At 71.7% G+C, this 20,230-nt stretch carries 21 protein-coding genes; 14 read left to right on the forward strand and 7 right to left on the reverse strand.

Features of this window, described 5'->3' with window-relative positions; translation table 11 throughout:
• Positions 1-117: 117 nt before the first annotated feature.
• The 3 genes from EV562_RS15740 (at position 118) to EV562_RS15750 (ending at position 4,042) form a co-directional block, all read left to right on the forward strand.
• Positions 118-1,350 carry an acetyl-CoA C-acetyltransferase gene (locus tag EV562_RS15740; protein ID WP_133887412.1) on the forward strand — a complete coding sequence of 411 codons (1,233 nt, stop codon included), beginning with the start codon at positions 118-120 and terminating at the stop codon, positions 1,348-1,350.
• Between the two features lie 80 nt (positions 1,351-1,430).
• The gene (gene meaB, locus EV562_RS15745) at positions 1,431-2,387 is read left to right on the forward strand and encodes a methylmalonyl Co-A mutase-associated GTPase MeaB (RefSeq protein ID WP_133887413.1); all 957 of its coding nucleotides are present in this window, start codon (positions 1,431-1,433) and stop codon (positions 2,385-2,387) included.
• 371 nt (positions 2,388-2,758) lie between these two features.
• Complete coding sequence (locus EV562_RS15750) at positions 2,759-4,042, forward strand: MFS transporter (protein WP_133887414.1); 1,284 nt, start codon at positions 2,759-2,761, stop codon at positions 4,040-4,042.
• Here the strand turns inward: EV562_RS15750 and EV562_RS15755 are convergent.
• Positions 3,985-4,653: a PepSY domain-containing protein gene (locus tag EV562_RS15755; protein WP_133887415.1), complete on the reverse strand. Its 669-nt coding sequence runs from the start codon at positions 4,651-4,653 to the stop codon at positions 3,985-3,987. The genes EV562_RS15750 and EV562_RS15755 overlap by 58 nt on opposite strands.
• 124 nt (positions 4,654-4,777) lie before the next feature.
• On the opposite strand from EV562_RS15755, the gene EV562_RS15760 reads away from it, so the two are divergent.
• Together EV562_RS15760 and EV562_RS15765 are read left to right on the forward strand one after the other, a co-directional pair.
• Positions 4,778-5,494 carry a response regulator transcription factor gene (locus tag EV562_RS15760; protein ID WP_133887416.1) on the forward strand — a complete coding sequence of 239 codons (717 nt, stop codon included), beginning with the start codon at positions 4,778-4,780 and terminating at the stop codon, positions 5,492-5,494.
• Positions 5,491-6,909 carry a HAMP domain-containing sensor histidine kinase gene (locus tag EV562_RS15765; protein ID WP_133887417.1) on the forward strand — a complete coding sequence of 473 codons (1,419 nt, stop codon included), beginning with the start codon at positions 5,491-5,493 and terminating at the stop codon, positions 6,907-6,909. The genes EV562_RS15760 and EV562_RS15765 overlap by 4 nt, the downstream gene beginning before the upstream one ends.
• A 52-nt stretch (positions 6,910-6,961) precedes the next feature.
• On the opposite strand, the gene EV562_RS15770 is transcribed toward EV562_RS15765, so the two are convergent.
• From EV562_RS15770 to EV562_RS15785, 4 genes are all read right to left on the reverse strand, one after another.
• Entirely contained in the window at positions 6,962-7,438 is a 477-nt protein-coding gene (locus EV562_RS15770; protein ID WP_133887418.1) for a MarR family transcriptional regulator, read from the reverse strand.
• A gap of 101 nt (positions 7,439-7,539) precedes the next feature.
• Complete coding sequence (locus EV562_RS15775; protein WP_133887419.1) at positions 7,540-8,316, reverse strand: AIM24 family protein; 777 nt, start codon at positions 8,314-8,316, stop codon at positions 7,540-7,542.
• Positions 8,313-8,963 carry an AIM24 family protein gene (locus EV562_RS15780; RefSeq protein ID WP_133887482.1) on the reverse strand — a complete coding sequence of 217 codons (651 nt, stop codon included), beginning with the start codon at positions 8,961-8,963 and terminating at the stop codon, positions 8,313-8,315. The genes EV562_RS15775 and EV562_RS15780 overlap by 4 nt, the downstream gene beginning before the upstream one ends.
• Position 8,964: 1 nt before the next feature.
• A complete protein-coding gene (locus tag EV562_RS15785; RefSeq protein WP_133887420.1) occupies positions 8,965-9,597 on the reverse strand; it encodes an AIM24 family protein in 633 nt (210 codons plus the stop codon).
• Positions 9,598-9,781: 184 nt separating this feature from the next.
• Here EV562_RS15785 and EV562_RS15790 point away from each other — a divergent pair, with 184 nt between their 5' ends.
• The 5 genes from EV562_RS15790 (at position 9,782) to EV562_RS15810 (ending at position 13,227) form a co-directional block, all read left to right on the forward strand.
• Positions 9,782-10,126 carry a DUF3817 domain-containing protein gene (locus EV562_RS15790; RefSeq protein WP_133887421.1) on the forward strand — a complete coding sequence of 115 codons (345 nt, stop codon included), beginning with the start codon at positions 9,782-9,784 and terminating at the stop codon, positions 10,124-10,126.
• On the forward strand, positions 10,123-10,416 hold the full coding sequence (locus EV562_RS15795) for an MTH1187 family thiamine-binding protein (RefSeq protein ID WP_053137231.1): 294 nt from the start codon (positions 10,123-10,125) through the stop codon (positions 10,414-10,416). The genes EV562_RS15790 and EV562_RS15795 overlap by 4 nt, the downstream gene beginning before the upstream one ends.
• A gap of 77 nt (positions 10,417-10,493) precedes the next feature.
• Positions 10,494-11,003 carry a MarR family transcriptional regulator gene (locus EV562_RS15800; RefSeq protein WP_133887422.1) on the forward strand — a complete coding sequence of 170 codons (510 nt, stop codon included), beginning with the start codon at positions 10,494-10,496 and terminating at the stop codon, positions 11,001-11,003.
• Positions 11,004-11,090: 87 nt separating this feature from the next.
• Positions 11,091-11,432, forward strand: a complete 342-nt coding sequence (locus EV562_RS15805) for a DUF3817 domain-containing protein (RefSeq protein WP_166661809.1) — start codon at positions 11,091-11,093, stop codon at positions 11,430-11,432.
• 94 nt (positions 11,433-11,526) lie between these two features.
• Entirely contained in the window at positions 11,527-13,227 is a 1,701-nt protein-coding gene (locus tag EV562_RS15810) for a methylmalonyl-CoA mutase family protein (RefSeq protein WP_133887423.1), read from the forward strand.
• A 105-nt stretch (positions 13,228-13,332) separates the two neighbouring features.
• Here the strand turns inward: EV562_RS15810 and EV562_RS15815 are convergent, their stop codons facing one another.
• Positions 13,333-13,974: a TetR/AcrR family transcriptional regulator gene (locus tag EV562_RS15815; RefSeq protein ID WP_133887424.1), complete on the reverse strand. Its 642-nt coding sequence runs from the start codon at positions 13,972-13,974 to the stop codon at positions 13,333-13,335.
• 252 nt (positions 13,975-14,226) lie between these two features.
• On the opposite strand from EV562_RS15815, the gene EV562_RS15820 reads away from it, so the two are divergent.
• From EV562_RS15820 to EV562_RS15840, 4 genes are all read left to right on the forward strand, one after another.
• Complete coding sequence (locus tag EV562_RS15820) at positions 14,227-15,204, forward strand: tetratricopeptide repeat protein (RefSeq protein WP_166661810.1); 978 nt, start codon at positions 14,227-14,229, stop codon at positions 15,202-15,204.
• A gap of 653 nt (positions 15,205-15,857) precedes the next feature.
• Positions 15,858-16,490: a DUF6230 family protein gene (locus EV562_RS15830; RefSeq protein WP_133887425.1), complete on the forward strand. Its 633-nt coding sequence runs from the start codon at positions 15,858-15,860 to the stop codon at positions 16,488-16,490.
• Between the two features lie 117 nt (positions 16,491-16,607).
• Entirely contained in the window at positions 16,608-17,261 is a 654-nt protein-coding gene (locus tag EV562_RS15835; protein WP_133887426.1) for a DUF6114 domain-containing protein, read from the forward strand.
• Positions 17,251-18,654, forward strand: a complete 1,404-nt coding sequence (locus EV562_RS15840; RefSeq protein WP_166661811.1) for a hypothetical protein — start codon at positions 17,251-17,253, stop codon at positions 18,652-18,654. Before EV562_RS15835 ends, EV562_RS15840 begins: the two co-directional genes overlap by 11 nt.
• A 117-nt stretch (positions 18,655-18,771) precedes the next feature.
• Here EV562_RS15840 and pyk read toward each other — a convergent pair whose 3' ends face one another.
• Entirely contained in the window at positions 18,772-20,202 is a 1,431-nt protein-coding gene (gene pyk, locus EV562_RS15845) for a pyruvate kinase (RefSeq protein ID WP_133887428.1), read from the reverse strand.
• Positions 20,203-20,230 lie beyond the last annotated feature (28 nt).

The following is a 20,230-nucleotide window of genomic DNA, read 5'->3' on the forward strand; positions in this document are numbered from 1 at the left end:
CAACGTGCGCGCGATCACACCGACCGCCGGGTGACGGGCGGCATACCGCTCAGTACATTCGAGTAAACCCTCGTTCACTCCGCGGCCTGTGCGGGCCGGAAAAGGGGATCGCAGCCCATGTCTTCTGCAGCTTCTGGAAAGTCCGGAACCTCTGGTACGAACGGCACCACGTCCGTCATCGTCGCGGGTGCCCGCACCCCGATGGGGCGGCTGCTCGGCTCCCTGAAGTCCTTCTCCGGGGCCGACCTCGGCGGCTTCGCGATCAAGGCCGCCCTCGACCGCGCGGGGATCGGCGGCGACCAGGTCCAGTACGTGATCATGGGGCAGGTGCTCCAGGCCGGTGCCGGGCAGATCCCCGCGCGCCAGGCCGCCGTCAAGGCCGGCATCCCCATGAACGTCCCGGCCCTCACGATCAACAAGGTCTGCCTCTCGGGCCTCGACGCCATCGCGCTCGCCGACCAGCTCATTCGCGCGGGTGAATTCGACGTGATCGTCGCCGGCGGCCAGGAGTCCATGACCAACGCCCCGCACCTGCTCCCCAAGTCCCGCGAGGGCTACAAGTACGGCGCCGTCCAGATGATCGACGCCATGGCCTACGACGGCCTGACCGACTCCTTCGAGAACGTCGCCATGGGCGAGTCCACGGAGAAGCACAACACCCGGCTCGGCATCGACCGCGCCGCCCAGGACGAGATCGCCGCCCTGTCCCACCAGCGCGCCGCCGCCGCTCAGAAGAACGGCGTCTTCGACGCGGAGATCACGCCGGTCGAGATCCCGCAGCGCAAGGGCGACCCGGTGCTGTTCGGCAAGGACGAGGGCATCCGCGGCGACACCACCGCCGAGTCGCTGGGCAAGCTCCGCCCGGCCTTCGCCAAGGACGGCACCATCACGGCGGGCTCCTCCTCGCAGATCTCCGACGGCGCGGCCGCCGTGGTCGTGATGAGCCGGGCCAAGGCCGAGGAACTGGGCCTGGAGTGGATCGCGGAGATCGGCGCCCACGGCAACGTCGCGGGCCCGGACAACTCTTTGCAGTCGCAGCCGTCGAACGCCATCCAGCACGCCCTGAAGAAGGAGGGCCTGGAGGTCGGCGACCTCGATCTCATCGAGATCAACGAGGCGTTCGCGGCCGTCGCCGTCCAGTCAATGAAGGACCTCGGCGTATCCACCGAAAAGGTGAACGTCAACGGCGGCGCCATCGCCCTGGGGCACCCGATCGGCATGTCCGGCGCCCGCCTGGTGCTGCACCTGGCGCTGGAGCTGAAGCGGCGCGGCGGCGGCATCGGCGCGGCGGCGCTGTGCGGCGGCGGCGGCCAGGGCGACGCGCTGATCGTGCGGGTCCCCGGCGCCTGAGGGCGCGGCAGGCCTGAGAACGTCGCGGCAGGCCTGAGAACGTAGCGAAACAGAGCTGAGCGGAGCTGAACGGAGCTGTGATGCAGGACGTCTCCTCACTGGTGGCCCAGGCCCGGGAAGGCCGGCCGCGTGCCGTGGCCCGGCTGATCTCCCTGGTGGAGGGGGCGTCCCCGCAGCTCAGGGAGGTCATGGAGGCCCTCGCACCGCTGACCGGCGGGGCCTACGTGGTCGGTCTGACCGGCTCCCCGGGCGTCGGCAAGTCGACGTCCACCTCGGCGCTGGTGACGGCGTACCGCAAGCAGGGCAAGCGGGTCGGGGTCCTCGCCGTCGACCCGTCCTCGCCCTTCTCCGGCGGTGCGCTGCTCGGCGACCGCGTCCGGATGTCGGAGCACGCCTCCGACCCCGGCGTCTACATCCGCTCCATGGCGACCCGGGGCCACCTGGGCGGCCTCGCCTGGGCCGCGCCGCAGGCGATCCGGGTGCTGGACGCGGCCGGCTGCGACGTGGTCCTCGTCGAGACGGTGGGCGTGGGCCAGTCGGAGGTGGAGATCGCCTCCCAGGCCGACACCTCGGTCGTCCTGCTCGCCCCCGGCATGGGCGACGGCATCCAGGCCGCCAAGGCCGGAATCCTGGAGATCGGCGACGTCTACGTCGTCAACAAGGCCGACCGGGACGGCGCCGACGCCACCGCCCGGGAGTTGAACCACATGCTGGGCCTCGGCGAGGCGCGCGCCGCCGGTGACTGGCGCCCGCCCATCGTCAAGACGGTCGCCGCGCGCGGCGAGGGCGTCGACGAGGTCGTCGAGGCGCTGGAGAAGCACCGGGCGTGGATGGAGGAGCGGGACGTCCTCACCGAGCGCCGCCGCGCCCGCGCCGCCCGCGAGGTGGAGACGATCGCCGTCACCACGCTGCGCGAGCGCATCGGCGACCTGCACGGCGACCGGCGGCTCGGCGCGCTGGCGGAGCGGATCGTCGGCGGCGAGCTGGACCCCTACGCCGCGGCGGACGAACTGGTGGCGGGGCTGACGGAGGGGTGAGCGGGGCGGGGTGGCGGTCCGCGGGGAGTTCTCCGCCCCCGCCGCCCCTTCCCTTCCCGTCCCTGGGGGCCGTGCCCCCAGACCCCCCTCCGGCCTGAACGGCCTCGTCCTCGAACGCCGGACGGGCTGGGGAGCCTCGGGCGGGCTGGGACGCTTCGGGCGGGCTGGGGAGCCTCGGTCGGCTGGAGAGGCTCAGGCGGCTTGGGGAGCTTCGGGCGGGCCGGAAAAGGCCGCGCCGCCGGACGGGCCGCGCTGTACATTGACCCGCATGTTCCTCCTCTTGGCATAGGGCCCGCCCCGCACGCGACCGCCGCATCCGGCCGTCGCGCGCTTCGGCGTCCCCTTGTCGCCTTCTTCCGAGGAACCCTTCCGTGTCCACGCCATCGCCGCGGCCCTCGTACGCCGCCGTGCTCCGTGTCCCCCATGCCCGCCGTACCTTCGCCGCCGCCCTCGTCGGCCGGCTGTCGTACGGCACGGTCTCCCTTGCCCTGATGCTCTCCCTGACCCGGTCCACCGGGTCGTACGCCGTGGCCGGCCTGGTCATGGCGCTCTTCGGTGCGACGAGCGTCTTCCTGTCGCCCTGCCGCGCCTCCCTCGTCGACCGGCTCGGTCCGCGCCGGGCCCTGCTTCCCATGGCCACGCTGTACGCCGTCCTGCTCTGCGCGCTGGCGGCGGCCTGCCGGCAGCCCGGCACACCCGAGGCCGTCCTCGCGGTGACCGCCGCCTGCGCCGGAGCCTGCACGCCGCCCCTCGGCCCCACCATGCGGGCGCTGTGGGCGGAACTGCTGCCCGACCGGGCCCTGCTTCAGCGCGCCTACAGCCTGGACGGCGTCGCCGAGGAACTGCTCTTCGTCTCCGGCCCGCTCCTGGTCGGCGGTGTCGTCACCGTCGCCCCGCCGACGGTCGGTGTCGTGCTGAGCGCGGTGCTGGTGGCGGTCGGCACCCTCGCCTTCGCCACCTCACCGGCGACCGCCGCGCTGTGTCCTGCGCCACGGCGGAAGGACGCCGCCCCCGCGACCCGGGGCGGCACCGGACAGGCCCGGTCCCTGCTCCAGCCCGTCGTCGTCGCCGCGGCCGTCGGCGTCTCGGTGAGCGCCGTCGACCTCCTCGTCGTCGCCTACGCGGGGGAGCGCGACCTCGGGGACGGAGCCGTCGCCTGGGTGCTCGCCGCGCTGTCGGTGGGCAGCGCGGTCGGCGGTCTCGTCAACGGCGCCGTCGCCTGGACTTCGTCCACCCGGACCCGGCTCCCGTTCTTCGCGGCCGGTCTCGGTGTCTGCCTGGCCGCCGCGGGCCTCACGCCCGGACTCGGCACGCTGCTCCTGGCCGTCGTGTGCGCCGGGCTGTTCGTGGCCCCGGCGCTGACCACGGCGTACCTGATCGCCGACGAGAGCGTGGAACCCGGGTTCCGGGTCCGGGCGGGTGCCTGGTGCAACACCGCCGTGAACGCCGGGGGTTCCGCCGGGGCCGCCGCCGTGGGCCTGCTGGTGGAACGGCTGCCCCTGCCGGTGTGCTTCGCGGTGTCCGGCGCGGTCGCCGCGGCGGCGGCACTGGTGCCGGGGCGGCGCCGCGGGCCGGCCCGGTCCGGCGGAGGGGCCGCTCAGTCGTCGTCGGAGGTGCCGGAGTCGTCGGCGTCGTCCGCGTCGTCCGGGTCCTGAGAGCCCTGCGCGTCCTGTGCGCGGTCGGCCGTGACCTTGCCGGTCCCCGGGTCGACCCGCCAGTCCTGCCCGTCCTTGCCGGCGGCCCGCGTCTCGACCTCCCAGGCGGGCTTGCCGTCGCCGTGGTGGCCGTCCTCGTCCAGTTCGACCGAGAGGACGGTCCCGTGGCGGGCCGCCGCCTTCGCGGCCTCGGCGGCGTCGACGGAGGTGCCCTTCAGCGCCGCCCGCACCTCGGCCGTCTCGTCCTCGTCGTCGTCCCGCTCCGAGCCGAGGACCTTGCCGGTGGCCGGGTCGACGCGGACGCTGTGCCAGGTGCCGCCGCCGGAGAGGACGTCGACCTCCCAGGCCGCGCGCTCCCGGCCGCCGTCGTCGCCGTCGTCGTCGTCCGAGGCGTCGTCCCCGTCGTCCAGCTCGGCGGCGACGGCGGTGCCCGGGGTGTCCGCGAGGGCGGAGGCGACGGCCCCGGCGGCCGTCACCTTCGCGGCGGCGGCCCCGGAGTCCTCCGACGCCTCGCGCCGGTCGTCGTCCGCCGTCGTCGCCAGCGCCGTCGCCGTACCGCCTCCGATCAGGGCGGCGGCGGTGACGGCGGCGATCACGATGTTGCGCTTCATGCGGTGTCCTCCGAGTCGTCCAGAGTCCGGCGGTTTCCGGTGACCTCACTGTCGCGGACCGACGCTGAGGCCAGGCTGAAGCCGCCTGAAGGGATCTTCAGCCGGGCTTTGCCACTCTTGACGCATGCGCCCACCCGTCGCCCACCACCCCGCCCGAGGCGCTTCGCGCCGCCCCTGCCGCATCCTGATCGTGGAGGACGAGAAGCGCCTCGCCGTGTCGCTCGCCAAGGGCCTCACCGCGGAGGGATACGCCGTGGACGTCGTCCACGACGGCCTGGAGGGACTGCACCGGGCGAGCGAGGGCGGGTACGACCTCGTCGTCCTCGACATCATGCTGCCCGGCCTCAACGGCTACCGGGTCTGCGCCGCCCTGCGCGCCGCCGGGCACGACGTGCCGATCCTGATGCTCACCGCCAAGGACGGCGAGTACGACGAGGCGGAGGGCCTGGACACGGGCGCCGACGACTACCTCACCAAGCCCTTCTCCTACGTCGTCCTCGTCGCCCGTGTGAAGGCCCTGCTGCGGCGGGGGCAGGGCGCCGGGTCGCCGCCCGTGCACGTCCACGGAGACCTCAAGGTCGACGCCGCCGCCCGCCGGGTCTTCCTCGGCGAGGACGAGGTCACCCTCACCGCCAAGGAGTTCGCCGTCCTGGAGCAGCTCGTGCTGCGGGCCGGGCAGGTGGTGTCCAAGGCGGAGATCCTGGAGCACGTCTGGGACTTCGCCTACGACGGCGACCCCAACATCGTCGAGGTGTACGTCAGCGCGCTGAGACGCAAGCTGCGCGCCGAGCTGATCCGCACCGTGCGCGGCGCCGGCTACCGGCTGGAGACCGGGCGGTGAGCCGCCTCTTCGGCTCGGTGCGGGCCCGTGCCACGCTCGCCGCGACCCTCGTGGTCGCCGTCGCCCTCGTCGCGGCCGGCACCGCCGTACTGCTGTCCCTGCGCTCCAACCTGCTCGGCGAGGCGGGCACCCAGGCGGAGCGCTCGGCGCGGGAGGTGGCGACGGAGCTGGCCGTCGGGACGCCGTACGCCGACCTGTCGCTGGACGTGGACGACCGGCCCGTGCAGGTCGTCGACGACGACGGCGTGCTGGTCGCCGCCAGCGAGGACCTGGAGCGGATCAGCGGCACCGGCACCGGGGCGGTCAAGCCGCGGCCCGCCGCCTCCCCGAGCACGGAGGACGACGACGACGCCGACGCCGACGACGACTCAGGCGAGTCCCTCGACCCCGGTGAGATCGGCGACCGGATCACCGTCAGCGACGGCTCGGCGACCGTCGGCGGGGACACGGAGGACTACCGCTTCGCCGCCGTCCCGGTGGAGACCGACGACCGGGGCCGGCTCACCGTCTACGCCGGTGCCCCGCTGTCCGCCGAACACGGCGCCGTGAACACCGCGCTGACCGTGATGCTGATCGGCTTCCCGCTGCTGCTCGCGGTCGTGGCGTGGGTGACCTGGCTGGTCACCCGGCGTGCGCTGCGCCCGGTGGAGGGCATCCGGCGCGAGATGGCCGCGATCACCGCCAGCGAGGACCTGGCCCGCCGCGTCCCGGTGCCGGGCACCCACGACGAGGTGGCGAGGCTCGCCTCGACCACCAACGAGACGCTGGCCGCGCTGGAGTCCTCGGTGGAGCGGCAGCGCCGGTTCGTCGCCGACGCCTCGCACGAGCTGCGCAGCCCGATCGCCTCGCTGCGCACCCAGCTGGAGGTGGCCGCCGCCCACCCCGAGCTGCTGGACCTCGACGGCGCCGTGGAGGACACCGTCCGGCTCCAGCGGCTCGCCGCCGACCTGCTGCTGCTGGCCAGGCTGGACGCGGGGGAGCGGCCCGCCGACGGCCGGGTCGACCTCGCGGCGCTCGCGCGGGAGGCCGCCGAGGGCCGCAGCGGGGTGAGGGTGCGGGGCGAGGCCGCGGTGGAGGTGACCGGGTCGCGGGGGCAGCTGGCGCGGGTGCTGGCCAATCTGCTGGACAACGCCCAGCGGCACGCCCGCTCTGCGGTGGAGGTGTCCGTGCGGCGGGACGGGACGGCGGCGGTGGTCGCCGTGGCCGACGACGGCGAGGGCGTGCCGGCGGCCGACCGGGAGCGGATCTTCGAGCGGTTCGTACGGCTCGACGCCGCCCGCAGCCGGGACGACGGCGGGGCCGGTCTCGGGCTGGCCATCGCCCGCGACGTGGCCGTACGGCACGGCGGCACGCTCACGGTGCACGACGCACCGGCAGGCGGCGCCCGTTTCGAGCTCCGCCTGCCGAGTGCCTAGGCCCTGTCGTCACCTTCCCGTCCCCGGGGCTCCGCGCCCCCCGAGGACGTGATCAGGAACGTCCCCGCTGGGTGCGCAGGTGCTCCGCGATGGGCCTGAGCGCCTTGTCCAGCTCCGTCAGGTCCTCGGGGGCCAGCAGGTCGATGAAGTGCCTGCGCACGGAGGCCACGTGGTGCGGCGCGACCTTCCGCATCGTCGCCATGCCGTGCTCGGTCAGCACGGCGAAGAGCCCGCGGCGGTCGGACTCGCAGTTCTCACGCCGGACCAGGTTCGCGTTCTCCATGCGGGTGATCTGGTGGGAGAGGCGGCTCTTGGACTGCATCGTGGCGGTGGCCAGGTCGCTCATCCGCATTCTCTCGCCCTCCGACTCGGAGAGGTTCACCAGGATCTCGTAGTCGTTCATTGTCAGGCCGAACGGCTGCAGGTCCTTCTCGAGCTGGTGCGTCAACAGCCTGTTGACCTCCAGGTGGGTGCGCCAGGCACACTGCTCCGTATCGGTCAGCCAGCGAGTGGCCGTCTCGGTCTCCATGAATGAAGTCTACCTAAAATGTTGAAAGGCGAACTAGTGAGGGGTTTGCCGTGACGGTGACGGTGCGCACGCGTTCGATGTCACACTCCGCAGGTTACCGCTCACAGCCCGAAGCGGCGTTGGAGGTCCCCCAGCTGTCCGGGAAGCCCCGGTACCCCGGAGCGGCCCGCCGGCGCTCCGGGAGCCCCGCCGCCGGGCACCCCCGCCTGCTGCGGAGGAGCCCCCGTGTCCTGCTCGGGCATCAGTGCCTCGCTGGACTGCAGCAGCACCGTCCCCGCGCCCACGAACTCGAACTGGTGCTCCTCCCCGGAGGCCCCGCCGAGCCCCGTCATCGCACGTAGACCGCCCAGGAGGCCGGTCATGTACCCATGGTCGTAGTGGTGGCACGGGGACGGGCAGTCCGCCCAGCCGACCAGGGCCTGGGGGTCGACCCGGATCGGCGGTTCCATGAACACCACCGGACCGTTCGACGCGGCCACGAACTTTCCGGTTCCGATCAGTGTCAGAAAGCCCGGCACGATCGACTGCTTGAGTGCGAGGCTTGGCTGAAAAGCGAGCAAGTTGCCCGAGCGAATGGTCAGGTTGCCGTCTTCGAGGTCGTACGAATTCACGTCGAAGGCCCGGTCGGCGAGGAGCATCTTGCCCGAGCCCTCCGCCACGACCCAGTCGCTCGCGTGCAGAGGCGAATGGAACGAGGTACGCATCAGACGGTCCAGCCGGCCGTGCCCGATCCCGTTGAAGTCGATCGTCCCGTAGTAGGCGATCATCTTCCCCTTCTGCAGGAACCACTGGCTGCCCTTGAGCTCCACGCAGAAGGTGTACGCGTTGACGTTGTCGTCGGCCGGCAGCGTCGCCGGGTCGTGGTGGACCGTGCTCACAGCTTCTCCTCCGAGGCCTGGACGAACACCGTGCCGCTGCCGCTCAGCTCCAGCTGGAACGCCTCGCCGGAGCCGCGTCCCACCATGTCCCGCCAGCCCACGGCGGTGGACAGCTTGTTGCGCACGTCGCCGTAGTGGGCGACATAGGCCTGCGGGTCGACGCGCACCGGCCGCTGCGGGGTGACGGGCACCTCGAAGACGCCGCCGTGGGCCATCACCGCCACCGAGCCGTGGCCCTTGAGGGACGTGGTGAACAGCCCCTGCCCGCTCACCTGGCCCCGCACCATGCCCATGACCCCGCCCTGCGAGCCCAGGAACACGGTGCTCTGCTCCAGGGTGCCCTCGAAGGCGAGGAGGCGGTCCGCCTCCACGTACAGGGTGTCGCCGGCGAGGCTGATCACCTGGACGTGGTGGCCGCCGTGCCCGAAGAACACGGTGCCGCTGCCCTCGACGGTCATCAGCGGCGTGTCCTCGTTCGCCACCCGGCGGCCGATCATCGACACGATCCCGCCCTGTCCGCCCCGCAGGTTCGGGGTGAAGGACACCTCGCCCTGGTAGGCGAGCATCGCCCCGCGCTGGCTGAACAGCCGCTGCCCCGGCGCGACGGTCGCCCGGACCATCTTGGAATTGATCTCCTCGAAGGCCATCTCACACATCCCCCGCGATCGTGTTCCGCTCGCTCGGCTGCACGTACACCAGTCCGTCGCCCTCGAAGCGGATCTGGAAGGCCTCCCCGCCGCCCTCACCGAAGAGGGTGCGGAAGGTCACACCCGACTGGAAGGACTGCCGCAGGTTCCCCTGGTGCGCGACGTACGCCCCCGGGTCGACGGTCAGGGGGTACTGCGCGCTGACCCGGAGCACCACCGCGGGGCCGTCCGACATGATCGCGACCTGTCCGTGCCCCTCGACGGTCGTGGTGAACAGACCGTTGCCCTGCGACGCGCCGCGCGTGCCCGTGAAGCTGGTACCGGTGCGCAGCCCGGCGTCGGCCGCCAGGAAGTTGCTCGACTCGACGTACAGCTTGTCGCCCCGGAGCTCCACCAGGGTGATCTCCGAGGCCCGGTCCGCGAACCAGCAGGTCCCCTGCCCCCTCACCTCCATCACCGTCATCTGCTCGCCGGTGAGCCGCCGGGTCACCATGCCCCGGATGCCCTCACCGCCACCGCTCAGCTTCTTGAAGGTCATCTCCCCGTCGTACGCGACCATCGAGCCGTTCTTCGCCTTCACGGCGTCTCGGGTCATGTCGACGGCGAGCACCTTGCTGCCTTGAAGTCGGAACATCGCCACGTTGTGAAAGTAGCCCCGCCACGGGTGGACGGAACAGGGCCCATGGGTGGAGAACGACCCTGAGTCCACCCCTGGGGGCACCGTTTGCCACAATGGGCGCACGATTGTGCTTCCGTTCACAAGGCGGAGCGCACGCCGCCCGCGCCGTCAGCGACTCTCTCCCTTCCGAAGGTGACCCGTGGACCTCAAGACCGCCAGCGCCCTCCGCCGACTCCGCCTGGTCTCGGCCCCCGAGGCGATCTCGTTCCTCCTCCTGCTCGTCTGCTCCGTGCTGAAGCGGACCACCGACTTCAACGCGGTGCCGGCGATGGGCATGATCCACGGTGTCCTCTTCGTGCTGTACGTGATCTTCTGGGCGGACGCCTGGAACCGCGCCAAGTGGCCGCTGAAGACGGCCGCCCTCTACTTCGTCCTCTCGGTGCTGCCCACCGGCGGCTTCTTCGCCGAGCGCAAGCTCAAGCGCGAGGCCGAGAACGCGGTCATCGCCACCCGCGCCCGCCAGGAAGGGATCGTCAACGCATGATCGTCGCCTTCTCCGTGACACCGCTCGGCGTCGGCGAGGACGTGGGGGAGTACGTCGCCGACGCGGTCCGGGTGGTCCGCGAGTCGGGGCTGCCGAACCGCACCGACGCCATGTTCACCTCGGTCGAGGGCGAGTGGGACGAGGTCATGGACGTCGTCCGGCGGGCCGTCGCCGCCGTCGAGGCGCGCGCGCCGCGGGTCTCCCTGGTCCTGAAGGCGGACATCCGCCCCGGCGTGACGGACGGCCTCACGTCGAAGGTCGACACCGTCGAGCGGCACCTGGCCGGATGAGCCGCCGGGCGGGGCGGTGGTATCGAAAGGCGAGACGGGGCTGACCGGCATATGACCGGCCGGTAAGGTCTGTTGCCGTGCCGAAGCCCCTCAGTCTCTCCTTCGATCCCATCGCCCGAGCCGACGAACTCTGGAGGCAGCGCTGGGGCGCTGTGCCCTCCATGGCGGCGATCACCTCCGTCATGCGGGCCCAGCAGATCCTGCTCGCCGAGCTCGACGCCGTGGTCAAGCCGTACGGGCTGACGTTCGCGCGGTACGAGGCGCTGGTGCTGCTCACCTTCTCCAAGTCGGGGGAGCTGCCGATGTCCAAGATCGGCGAGCGCCTCATGGTGCACCCCACCTCCGTGACGAACACCGTCGACCGGCTGGTGCGGTCCGGCCTGGTGGCCAAGCGCCCCAACCCGAACGACGGCCGCGGCACGCTGGCCACCATCACCGACAAGGGCCGCGAGGTCGTCGAGGCGGCCACCCGCGAGCTGATGGCGATGGACTTCGGCCTGAGCGCGTACGACGCCGAGGAGTGCGGCGAGATCTTCGCCATGCTCAGGCCGCTGCGGGTCGCCGCGGGCGACTTCAAGGAGGACTGAGCCGGGGCGGACGGGCGGGCCGCGCAACCCGGCGAGTCGCCCGACCCGGTCGAAGATCGCGCGAAACGGACGGCTACGCTCGGAGCCATGAAAAAGAGCGTGCTGACCCGCTACCGGGTCATGGCGTACGTCACCGGTGTGCTGCTGATCGCGCTGTGCCTTGGCATGATCGCCAAGTACGCCCTGGACATGGACGGCGCCGCCGACTACACCCAGGTCGTCAGCATCGCCCACGGCTGGCTGTACGTGATCTACCTCGTCTTCGCCTTCGATCTGGGCTCCAAGGCGAAATGGCCGGTGAAGAAGCAGCTGTGGGTGCTGCTCGCCGGGACCGTTCCGACGGCGGCCTTCTTCGTGGAGCGACGCATCAGCCGCGAGCTGGACGCCAAGGTCGCCGCGACCGAGGCGCCCGCCGCCGTCAAGGCGTAACCGGCCGGCTCGGGAGCCGTCCCGCCGCCGTGCGTACACCCGTACGGCGGTAGCCCATCGACATTTACTTGGACGTCCTAGTAAATTCGTGGGTATGGACGCTCACGCCATAGAAGAGGGCCGCCTTCGCTGGCAGGCCCGGTACGACGCGGCGCGCAAGCGCGACGCGGACTTCACCACGCTCTCCGGAGACCCCGTGGAGCCGGTGTACGGGCCCCGGCCGGGGGACGAGTACGAGGGCTTCGAGCGGATCGGCTGGCCGGGCGAGTACCCCTTCACCCGCGGCCTGCATCCGACCGGGTACCGAGGGCGTACGTGGACCATCCGGCAGTTCGCCGGGTTCGGCAATGCCGAGCAGACCAACGAGCGCTACAAGATGATCCTCCGCAACGGCGGCGGCGGGCTCTCCGTCGCCTTCGACATGCCGACCCTGATGGGCCGCGACTCCGACGACCCGCGCTCGCTGGGCGAGGTCGGGCACTGCGGGGTGGCCATCGACTCGGCCGCCGACATGGAGGTCCTCTTCAAGGACATCCCGCTCGGCGACGTGACGACCTCCATGACGATCAGCGGGCCCGCCGTGCCCGTGTTCTGCATGTACCTGGTCGCAGCCGAACGCCAGGGCGTCGACGCGTCCGTGCTGAACGGCACGCTGCAGACCGACATCTTCAAGGAGTACATCGCCCAGAAGGAGTGGCTCTTCCAGCCCGAGCCCCACCTGCGGCTCATCGGCGACCTCATGGAGTACTGCGCGGCCGGCATCCCCGCCTACAAGCCGCTCTCCGTCTCCGGCTACCACATCCGCGAGGCCGGGGCGACGGCCGCGCAGGAGCTGGCGTACACGCTCGCCGACGGCTTCGGGTACGTGGAGCTGGGTCTGTCCCGCGGCCTGGACGTGGACGTCTTCGCGCCCGGCCTCTCCTTCTTCTTCGACGCGCACCTCGACTTCTTCGAGGAGATCGCCAAGTTCCGCGCGGCCCGGCGCATCTGGGCCCGCTGGATGCGCGACGTGTACGGCGCGAAGACCGACAAGGCGCAGTGGCTGCGCTTCCACACCCAGACCGCCGGGGTGTCGCTGACCGCCCAGCAGCCGTACAACAACGTGGTCCGTACGGCCGTGGAGGCGCTCGCCGCGGTGCTCGGCGGCACCAACTCCCTGCACACCAACGCGCTCGACGAGACCCTCGCCCTGCCCAGCGAGCAGGCCGCGGAGATCGCGCTGCGCACCCAGCAGGTGCTGATGGAGGAGACCGGCGTCGCCAACGTCGCAGACCCGCTGGGCGGTTCCTGGTTCATCGAGCAGCTGACGGACCGCATCGAGGCCGACGCCGAGAAGATCTTCGACCAGATCAAGGAGCGCGGGCAGCGCGCCCACCCGGACGGGCAGCACCCCGTCGGCCCGATCACCTCCGGCCTCCTGCGCGGTATCGAGGACGGCTGGTTCACCGGGGAGATCGCCGAGTCCGCCTTCCGCTACCAGCAGGCTCTGGAGAAGGACGACAAGAAGGTGGTCGGCGTCAACGTCCACACCGGCTCCGTCACCGGTGACCTGGAGATCCTGCGGGTCAGCCACGAGGTCGAGCGCGAGCAGGTGCGGGTCCTGGGCGAGCGCAGGGCCGCCCGTGACGACGCGGCCGTACGCGGCGCCCTGGACGCCATGCTGGCCGCGGCCCGCTCCGGCGGCAACATGATCGAGCCGATGCTGGACGCGGTGCGCGCGGAGGCGACGCTCGGGGAGATCTGCGGAGTGCTCCGCGACGAGTGGGGGGTGTACACGGAGCCGGCGGGGTTCTAGGGCTCCGCCCCCTGGACCCCCGGGCCTGGCGCCCGCCACCCGACTCGGCCGGCCGAGAGGTCACCCGCCCCCGTCGGCCGACTCGGCCGGCCGGGACGTCACCCGTCACCCGTCACCCTCGGCCGACTCGGCCGGCCGGGAGGTGAGCCCCCACAGCAGGACCTGGGTGAAGCTCCGCACCCAGTCCCCGTTCGCGACCTCCGCGCTGACCAGGGTGCGGTGCACCACCGCCCCCGCGACCATGTCGAAGATCAGGTCCGCGGTGCGGGCCGCCTCCGTGGGGTCCGGCTCCGGCGGCAGCTCCCCCCGGGCCTGGGCCCGCGCCCGGCCCTCCAGCACCATGCGCTTCTGGCGCTCGACGATCGAGGTGCGGATGCGCTCGCGCAGTGCCTCGTCGCGGGTGGACTCCGCGACCACCGCCATCAGGCCGCTCCTTGCCTCCGGACGGGCCAGGATCGCCGCGAACTGGAGCACCACGCCCTCGATGTCGGCGGCGAGCGAGCCGCGGTCGGGCAGCTCCAGCTCGTCGAAGAGCTCCGCCACCGCGTCCACGACCAGTTCGTTCTTGCCCGCCCAGCGGCGGTAGAGCGTCGTCTTGGCAACCCCGGCCCGGGTGGCGACGTCTCCCAGGGTGAGCTTCGACCAGCCGAGGTCGACCAGGGCGGCCCGCGTCGCGGCCAGGATCGCGGTGTCCGCCGCGGCACTGCGCGGGCGTCCGGCACGGCCGGCGGGGCTGCTGCTCTGCATGTCCCGACCCTAACCGGCGGGTAACACGCGGTCCGTCGTGAGACAGATCACCGGGGCGGGGTGTCGCGAGGAGCCCTCCTGGTATTACGCTACGACGCGTAGCGAAAGCGCGGGACCGTCCGCGCCCAGCGACGACCACGGGCGTGGGGTGGGGACCCGGCGCCGAACAGCACACACGCCGAACAGCACACATCCGGGCGGGCTTTCGACCCGCTTTTCACACGCGCGCGCCGTACGGGGGAGGATAGACCCATGCAGCCACGGAACATGTCCATGAGCGGGGTCGTCGACCTCGCCGCGGTGAAGCAGGCCCAGGAGGCCAAGGCGAAGGCGGAGCAGGCGCGCGCCGAGGCGGCCCGCCACGGGGGCGCGGGCGCCGTCTCCCCGGCCGACCTCGTCATCGACGTCGACGAGGCGGGCTTCGAGAGCGACGTCCTGCAGCGGTCCACCGAGGTCCCGGTCGTCATCGACTTCTGGGCCGAGTGGTGCGAGCCCTGCAAGCAGTTGAGCCCGGTCCTGGAGCGGCTCGCCGTCGAGTACAACGGGCGCTTCCTCCTCGCCAAGATCGACGTCGACGCCAACCAGATGCTGATGCAGCAGTTCGGCGTCCAGGGCATCCCGGCCGTCTTCGCGGTCGTCGCCGGTCAGGCGCTGCCCCTCTTCCAGGGGGCCGCGGGCGAGGCGCAGATCCGCCAGACCCTGGACCAGCTGGTGCAGGTCGGCGAGGAGCGCTTCGGGCTGACCGGCCTCGTCGTCGACCCGGAGGCCGAGCCGGGTGCCGCGCAGGCCGCCGCCCCCGAGCGCCCGGCCGGGCCGCACGACGCGGCGCTCGAGGCCGCCGTGCGGGCGCTGGACGCGGGCGACCTGGGCGGTGCCGTCCAGGCGTACAAGAACGTGCTGGCCGAGGAGCCGGGCAACACTGAGGCCAAACTGGGTCTGGCCCAGGCTGAGTTGCTCCAGCGGGTGCAGACCGCCGATCCGCAGAAGGTCCGTCAGGAGGCGGCCGACAACCCGGGCGACGCCCGGGCGCAGATCGCCGCCGCCGACCTGGACCTGGTGGGCGGTCACGTGGAGGACGCCTTCGGGCGTCTCATCGACACGGTCCGCGTCACGGCGGGCGACGACCGGGACGCCGTGCGACTGCGGCTCCTGGAGCTGTTCGAGGTGGTCGGCGCCGATGACCCGCGGGTGACCGCGGCGCGCCGGGCGCTCGCCCGCGCCCTGTTCTAGCCGGCGTTCCAAGTCGGCGTACCGGTCGACCCTTCAAACACCACCGACGTGTGGCACGTGTGAAGGAGCTGTCTCAGAGGCGTCACTGCGGCCGCGCTTTACCAAAACTTGGTAATCGCGGCCGCTGTTACTTCCAGTAAGTCCACGCCGCCGATCTGTCGGACTCTGTCCATCGATCAACAGTTTTGTTCCGCACGAGTGGCATACCCAGCGTCGCCGTTCGCGTTCGGTGGGTCGTCCCCCGATCGCGCGGGCGCTACTAGCGAGTAACGAACCCCCTTGTGCCGACGGCGAGAATGCACCACGATCGGCGACGCTCGGTCCATTCCCGTACCCCGACATCCGGTCGGGTCGCGGGGGTTCCTGGGTCCCCACCGAGCAGGGCCGGCGGCAGTGATGCCGGCCTTTGGGCAGGGGGGTCTTCGCTCCATCGGGCGAAGCCTGTCCAGCAGGGTTGTGCGTGATGCGTGTCAGGCGCGACCAGTGGTTGTCGCTCGGGGGTGATCGCCGGTTATTCGGGCGCGTTGTACGTGCCGCCGAGTGCGGGCGCTCTCCTTCCCGAGGACGTAGCACTTCTCCCATCCCTGCCAGACCGGGCCGCCGAACCGGCGGCCGGCCGAGGCCAGGAGATGTACGTCCGAGAAGGAGGAAATATGGAGTCCCAGGTGCGTGGCGGGACCAGATGGAAGCGGTTCGCCGTGGTGATGGTGCCCAGCGTGGCCGCCACGGCTGCGATAGGCGTCGCGCTCGCGCAGGGCGCTCTCGCCGCGTCGTTCAGCGTGTCGGGCCAGTCGTTCAAGGTGACGGCTGACCAGCTCGACGGCACCGGCTTTATGCAGTACGGCGCGATCGACTCGGGTTACACGCTGAAGGGCGAGAAGACGGCTCACCCCGTCGCGGTCTCGGCGTTCAAGTCCGCGTCGATCCAGAACATGTGCCAGTCCGTGGTCACCCCGGACATCCCGCTGATCGGCTCCGTCAGCCTCATGCTGAAGGCGGGCGGCGGCGACAGGCCGGTCGAGGCCGACAACCTGTACATCGACGTCGAGGACCTCTCGGCCGATGCCACGTTCCGCGGCATCGACATCGGTGTGGCCGCCAAGGACGCCGACAAGGGTCCCGGCATCAAGAAGGGCGACACCACCAACCCGTACGGGTTCTCGCAGCAGGCCGACTCGGCCACGCTGAAGAACGTGAAGCAGACGGCGTGGGCCACCACTGCCGGAACCTTCAAGCTCAGCGGTCTGAAGATGTCGCTGTCCAAGGGTGTCAAGGAGTGCTACTAAGCACTCCTTGACGGGCGGGGGAGCCGACGGCGCCCCCGCCCGTCCCCTCTCCGGCCGCGCCTTCACGCCCGGCCCACATCTCCACCACAGCAAAGCCGTACCAGGGAGCTGTTTTCCATGAGCGCCGAGACTCCTGCCGCCGCCGGCCAGTTCACCCGCCGCAGGCTGCAGTTCCGCGCCTGGCGAGGCGCGCGGCCGTTCTGGGCCGGCCTGTTCGTCGCGCTCGGCGGACTCCCCATCGCCTACTTCCCGTACGCGAACCTCCAGATCGGTCACCTGACGCTGGCGATGTCCACCACCGCGGGCGCCGGGTCCCTGATCATCGGCGTGCTGCTGGTCGTCCTGGGCATCAGCCTGTGGTTCCAGAAGCACGTCCGGGTGTTCGCGGGCGTCGCGGCGATCCTGCTGGCGCTGGTGTCCATCCCCGTGTCCAACCTCGGCGGCTTCCTCATCGGCTTCCTGCTCGCGCTGGTCGGCGGGGCCATGGCGGTCTCGTGGGTGCCGGGCGAACCGCCGCGGACCGAGCCGCCGCTGGAGGGCAAGGGGGCGGACGACGCGCCCCAGGGCGTGGTCCCCCGCGCCGCGGCCGACGACACCGCGTTCCCCGGCTTCCCGGGGTCCGGGAAGCACGCGGCCGACCCCACGGTGCCGGGGCCGCGCGGCGGGATGGACGACGGGAAGCCCTCCCAGGCCTTCATGGCTCCGGGAGCGCACGATCTGTCAGGAACGAGCCCGGCCAACGGGGCGAACGGGAGGCACAGTGCCGGCTGACGAGGTGACCCGCGGGACTGACGTGGAGTCGTCCCGTGTGAGAACCGGGCCGCGCCACGCGGCACCCAAGAAGCCGTTGTTCACCAGGTTCCACATGCCGGCCGGCAAGGCGATAGCCATCGCGGCGATGCCCACGGCCGTCCTCATGGGGATGGGGTTCACGCCGACGCTGGCCCTCGCCGACGGCAACGACGCGGCGCCGCCCTCCAACAGCCTGACGGCCGACGAGTACAAGGACTGCGTGGCGGCCCTGGAGGACGCCGAGAAGGACCCGTCCGAGTCGCCCACCCCCTCGCCTTCGGCGAGCGACGAGGCCGGCAAGGACGACGAGGCCAAGGACGACGCGAAGGAGCCCGACCCCTCGGCCACCACCGGGGACGCGGGCGAGGACGCCGGCACGGACCAGGACGACTCCTCTTCGCCGGATTCAGGTTCCGACGACAAGGGCGCCAAGGACGAGCAGGACGCCCCCGCCCCGAGCCCCTCCGCCTCGCAGAGCCAGGAGCCTTCCGGCTCGACCGCGACTCCGTCCCCCTCCGAGTCCGAGGAGAAGGGCGGGTTGCTGGACGGCCTCGGCGACGCCATCGAGGGCATCTTCACCGGCGGCAAGAAGGCCGAGGACAGCCCGAGCCCGACGCCGACCCCCTCGGCGTCCGAGGGCGCGGACGACGCGGCCGGCGCGGTGAAGGACACGGCCGACAAGGTCACCGGCACCGTCGAGGACACCGTCGAGGGTGCGACCGACGCGGCGTCGAAGGCGGCCGAGGACACCGGCGAGACGGTGGACAAGGCGGCCGAGGCGGCCAGGAAGGCGGCCGAGAAGGCCGAGGAGGACGCCGCGAAGGCGACGGACGAGGCCACCGCCACGCCCGGCCCCAGCGCCTCCGAGAGCGCCGACGAGGCCGGCAAGGGCACGGAGGACTGCCCGGTCGCCACCGACGACGAGGGCGGCGTCGACAACAAGGTGCCGCTGCCCGACGACCCCTGGTACCTCAACGCCAGTTCGCTGCTGCTGAAGGGCGCCTCCTACAAGGGCGTCGTCGAGGTGAAGACGGCCAACGGCACCACCAAGAAGGTGCTGAAGTACGTCATATCCAGCGGCACCGACATCGGCGACCTGCACCAGACGGTGAAGGACAAGCAGGCCGGCAAGACGTACCACGTGCAGGCGGCCGAGGGCTCCACGTCCACGATCCGCGACGGCGAGACGGTGATGTACACCGAGAGCATCTCGGGCAACCTGCTCGGGCTGATCCCGATCACCTTCGACCCGGAGAACCCGCCGCCGCTGGACATCCCGCTGATCTACTTCACCAAGGTGACGGTCGTCCAGGCCGGACAGTTCGGCGGCACGCTCCACATCCCGGGGCTGCACCAGTACACGACCGACTGACGCCTCCGTCCCCGGCCGGGCGCGCCCGGCCGGGAGCCGCACAACGCCCGAGGGCGCCCCCTGCGACACAGGGGGCGCCCTCGGGCGTTGTGCACCGGCCCCGCGGGGCAGGTGGGGTCAGTGGCGCCGGGTCTCGCCCAGGTGGAGCACCCGCACCATGTTGGTGGTGCCGGGCACGCCGGGAGGCGAACCGGCGGTGATCACGACGATGTCGCCGTCGTTGAACCGGCCGAGGCGGGCCGTCTCCTGGTCCACCAGGTCCACCATCTCGTCGGTGGAGTTCACGAACGGCACCACGTGCGGCTCCACGCCCCAGCTGAGCGCCAGCTGGTTGCGGGTCGACTCGTCGGTGGTGAAGGCCAGGATCGGCTGGGCCGCGCGGTAGCGGGAGAGCCTGCGGGCGGTGTCGCCGGACTGGGTGAAGGCCACCAGGCCCTTGCCGCCCAGGAAGTCGGCGATCTCGGCGGCGGCACGGGCCACCGAACCGCCCTGCGTGCGCGGCTTCTTGCCCGGCACCAGCGGCTGCAGGCCCTTGGACAGCAGCTCCTGCTCGGCCGCCGTGACGATCTTCGACATCGTCTTGACGGTCTCGATCGGGTACGCGCCCACGCTCGACTCCGCCGACAGCATGACCGCGTCGGCGCCGTCCAGGATCGCGTTGGCCACGTCGGAGGCCTCGGCGCGGGTCGGACGGGAGTTGGTGATCATCGACTCCATCATCTGGGTCGCCACGATCACCGGCTTGGCGTTGCGCCGGCACAGCTCGATCAGGCGCTTCTGCACCATGGGGACCTTCTCGAGCGGGTACTCGACGGCCAGGTCGCCGCGGGCGACCATGACGGCGTCGAAGGCCGCGACGACGTCCTCCATGTTCTCCACCGCCTGCGGCTTCTCCACCTTGGCGACGACGGGGACGCGGCGGCCCTCCTCGTCCATCACGCGGTGGACGTCGGCCACGTCCTTGGCGTCCCGGACGAAGGAGAGGGCGACCAGGTCGCAGCCCATCCGCAGCGCGAACCGCAGGTCCTCGACGTCCTTCTCGCTCAGCGCGGGGACGTTGACCGCCGCGCCGGGCAGGTTGATGCCCTTGTGGTCGGAGATGACGCCGCCCTCGATGACGATCGTCTTCACCCGGGGGCCCTCGACCTCGGTGACCTTCAGCTCGACGTTGCCGTCGTTGATGAGCACCTGGTCGCCCTTGCCGACGTCACCGGGCAGGCCCTTGTACGTCGTGCCGCAGATCGTCCTGTCGCCCGGGACGTCCTCGGTGGTGATGGTGAACTCGTCACCGCGCACCAGCTCGACGGGGCCCTCCGCGAAGGTCTCCAGGCGGATCTTCGGGCCCTGCAGGTCGGCGAGGACACCGATGGCCCGGCCGGTCTCCTTGGCGGCGGCCCGCACCCGGTCGTAACGACCCTGGTGCTCGGCGTGGGTGCCGTGGCTGAAGTTGAAGCGGGCCACGTTCATGCCGGCTTCGATCAGCGAGACGAGCTGCTCGTGGGAGTCGACCGCGGGGCCGAGAGTACAGACGATTTTGGAACGGCGCATGGGGGCCATCCTATCGGTTTGTTTCGGC

Origin of the sequence: Streptomyces sp. BK208 (assembly GCF_004364245.1) — a bacterium.
Classification (GTDB): domain Bacteria; phylum Actinomycetota; class Actinomycetes; order Streptomycetales; family Streptomycetaceae; genus Streptomyces.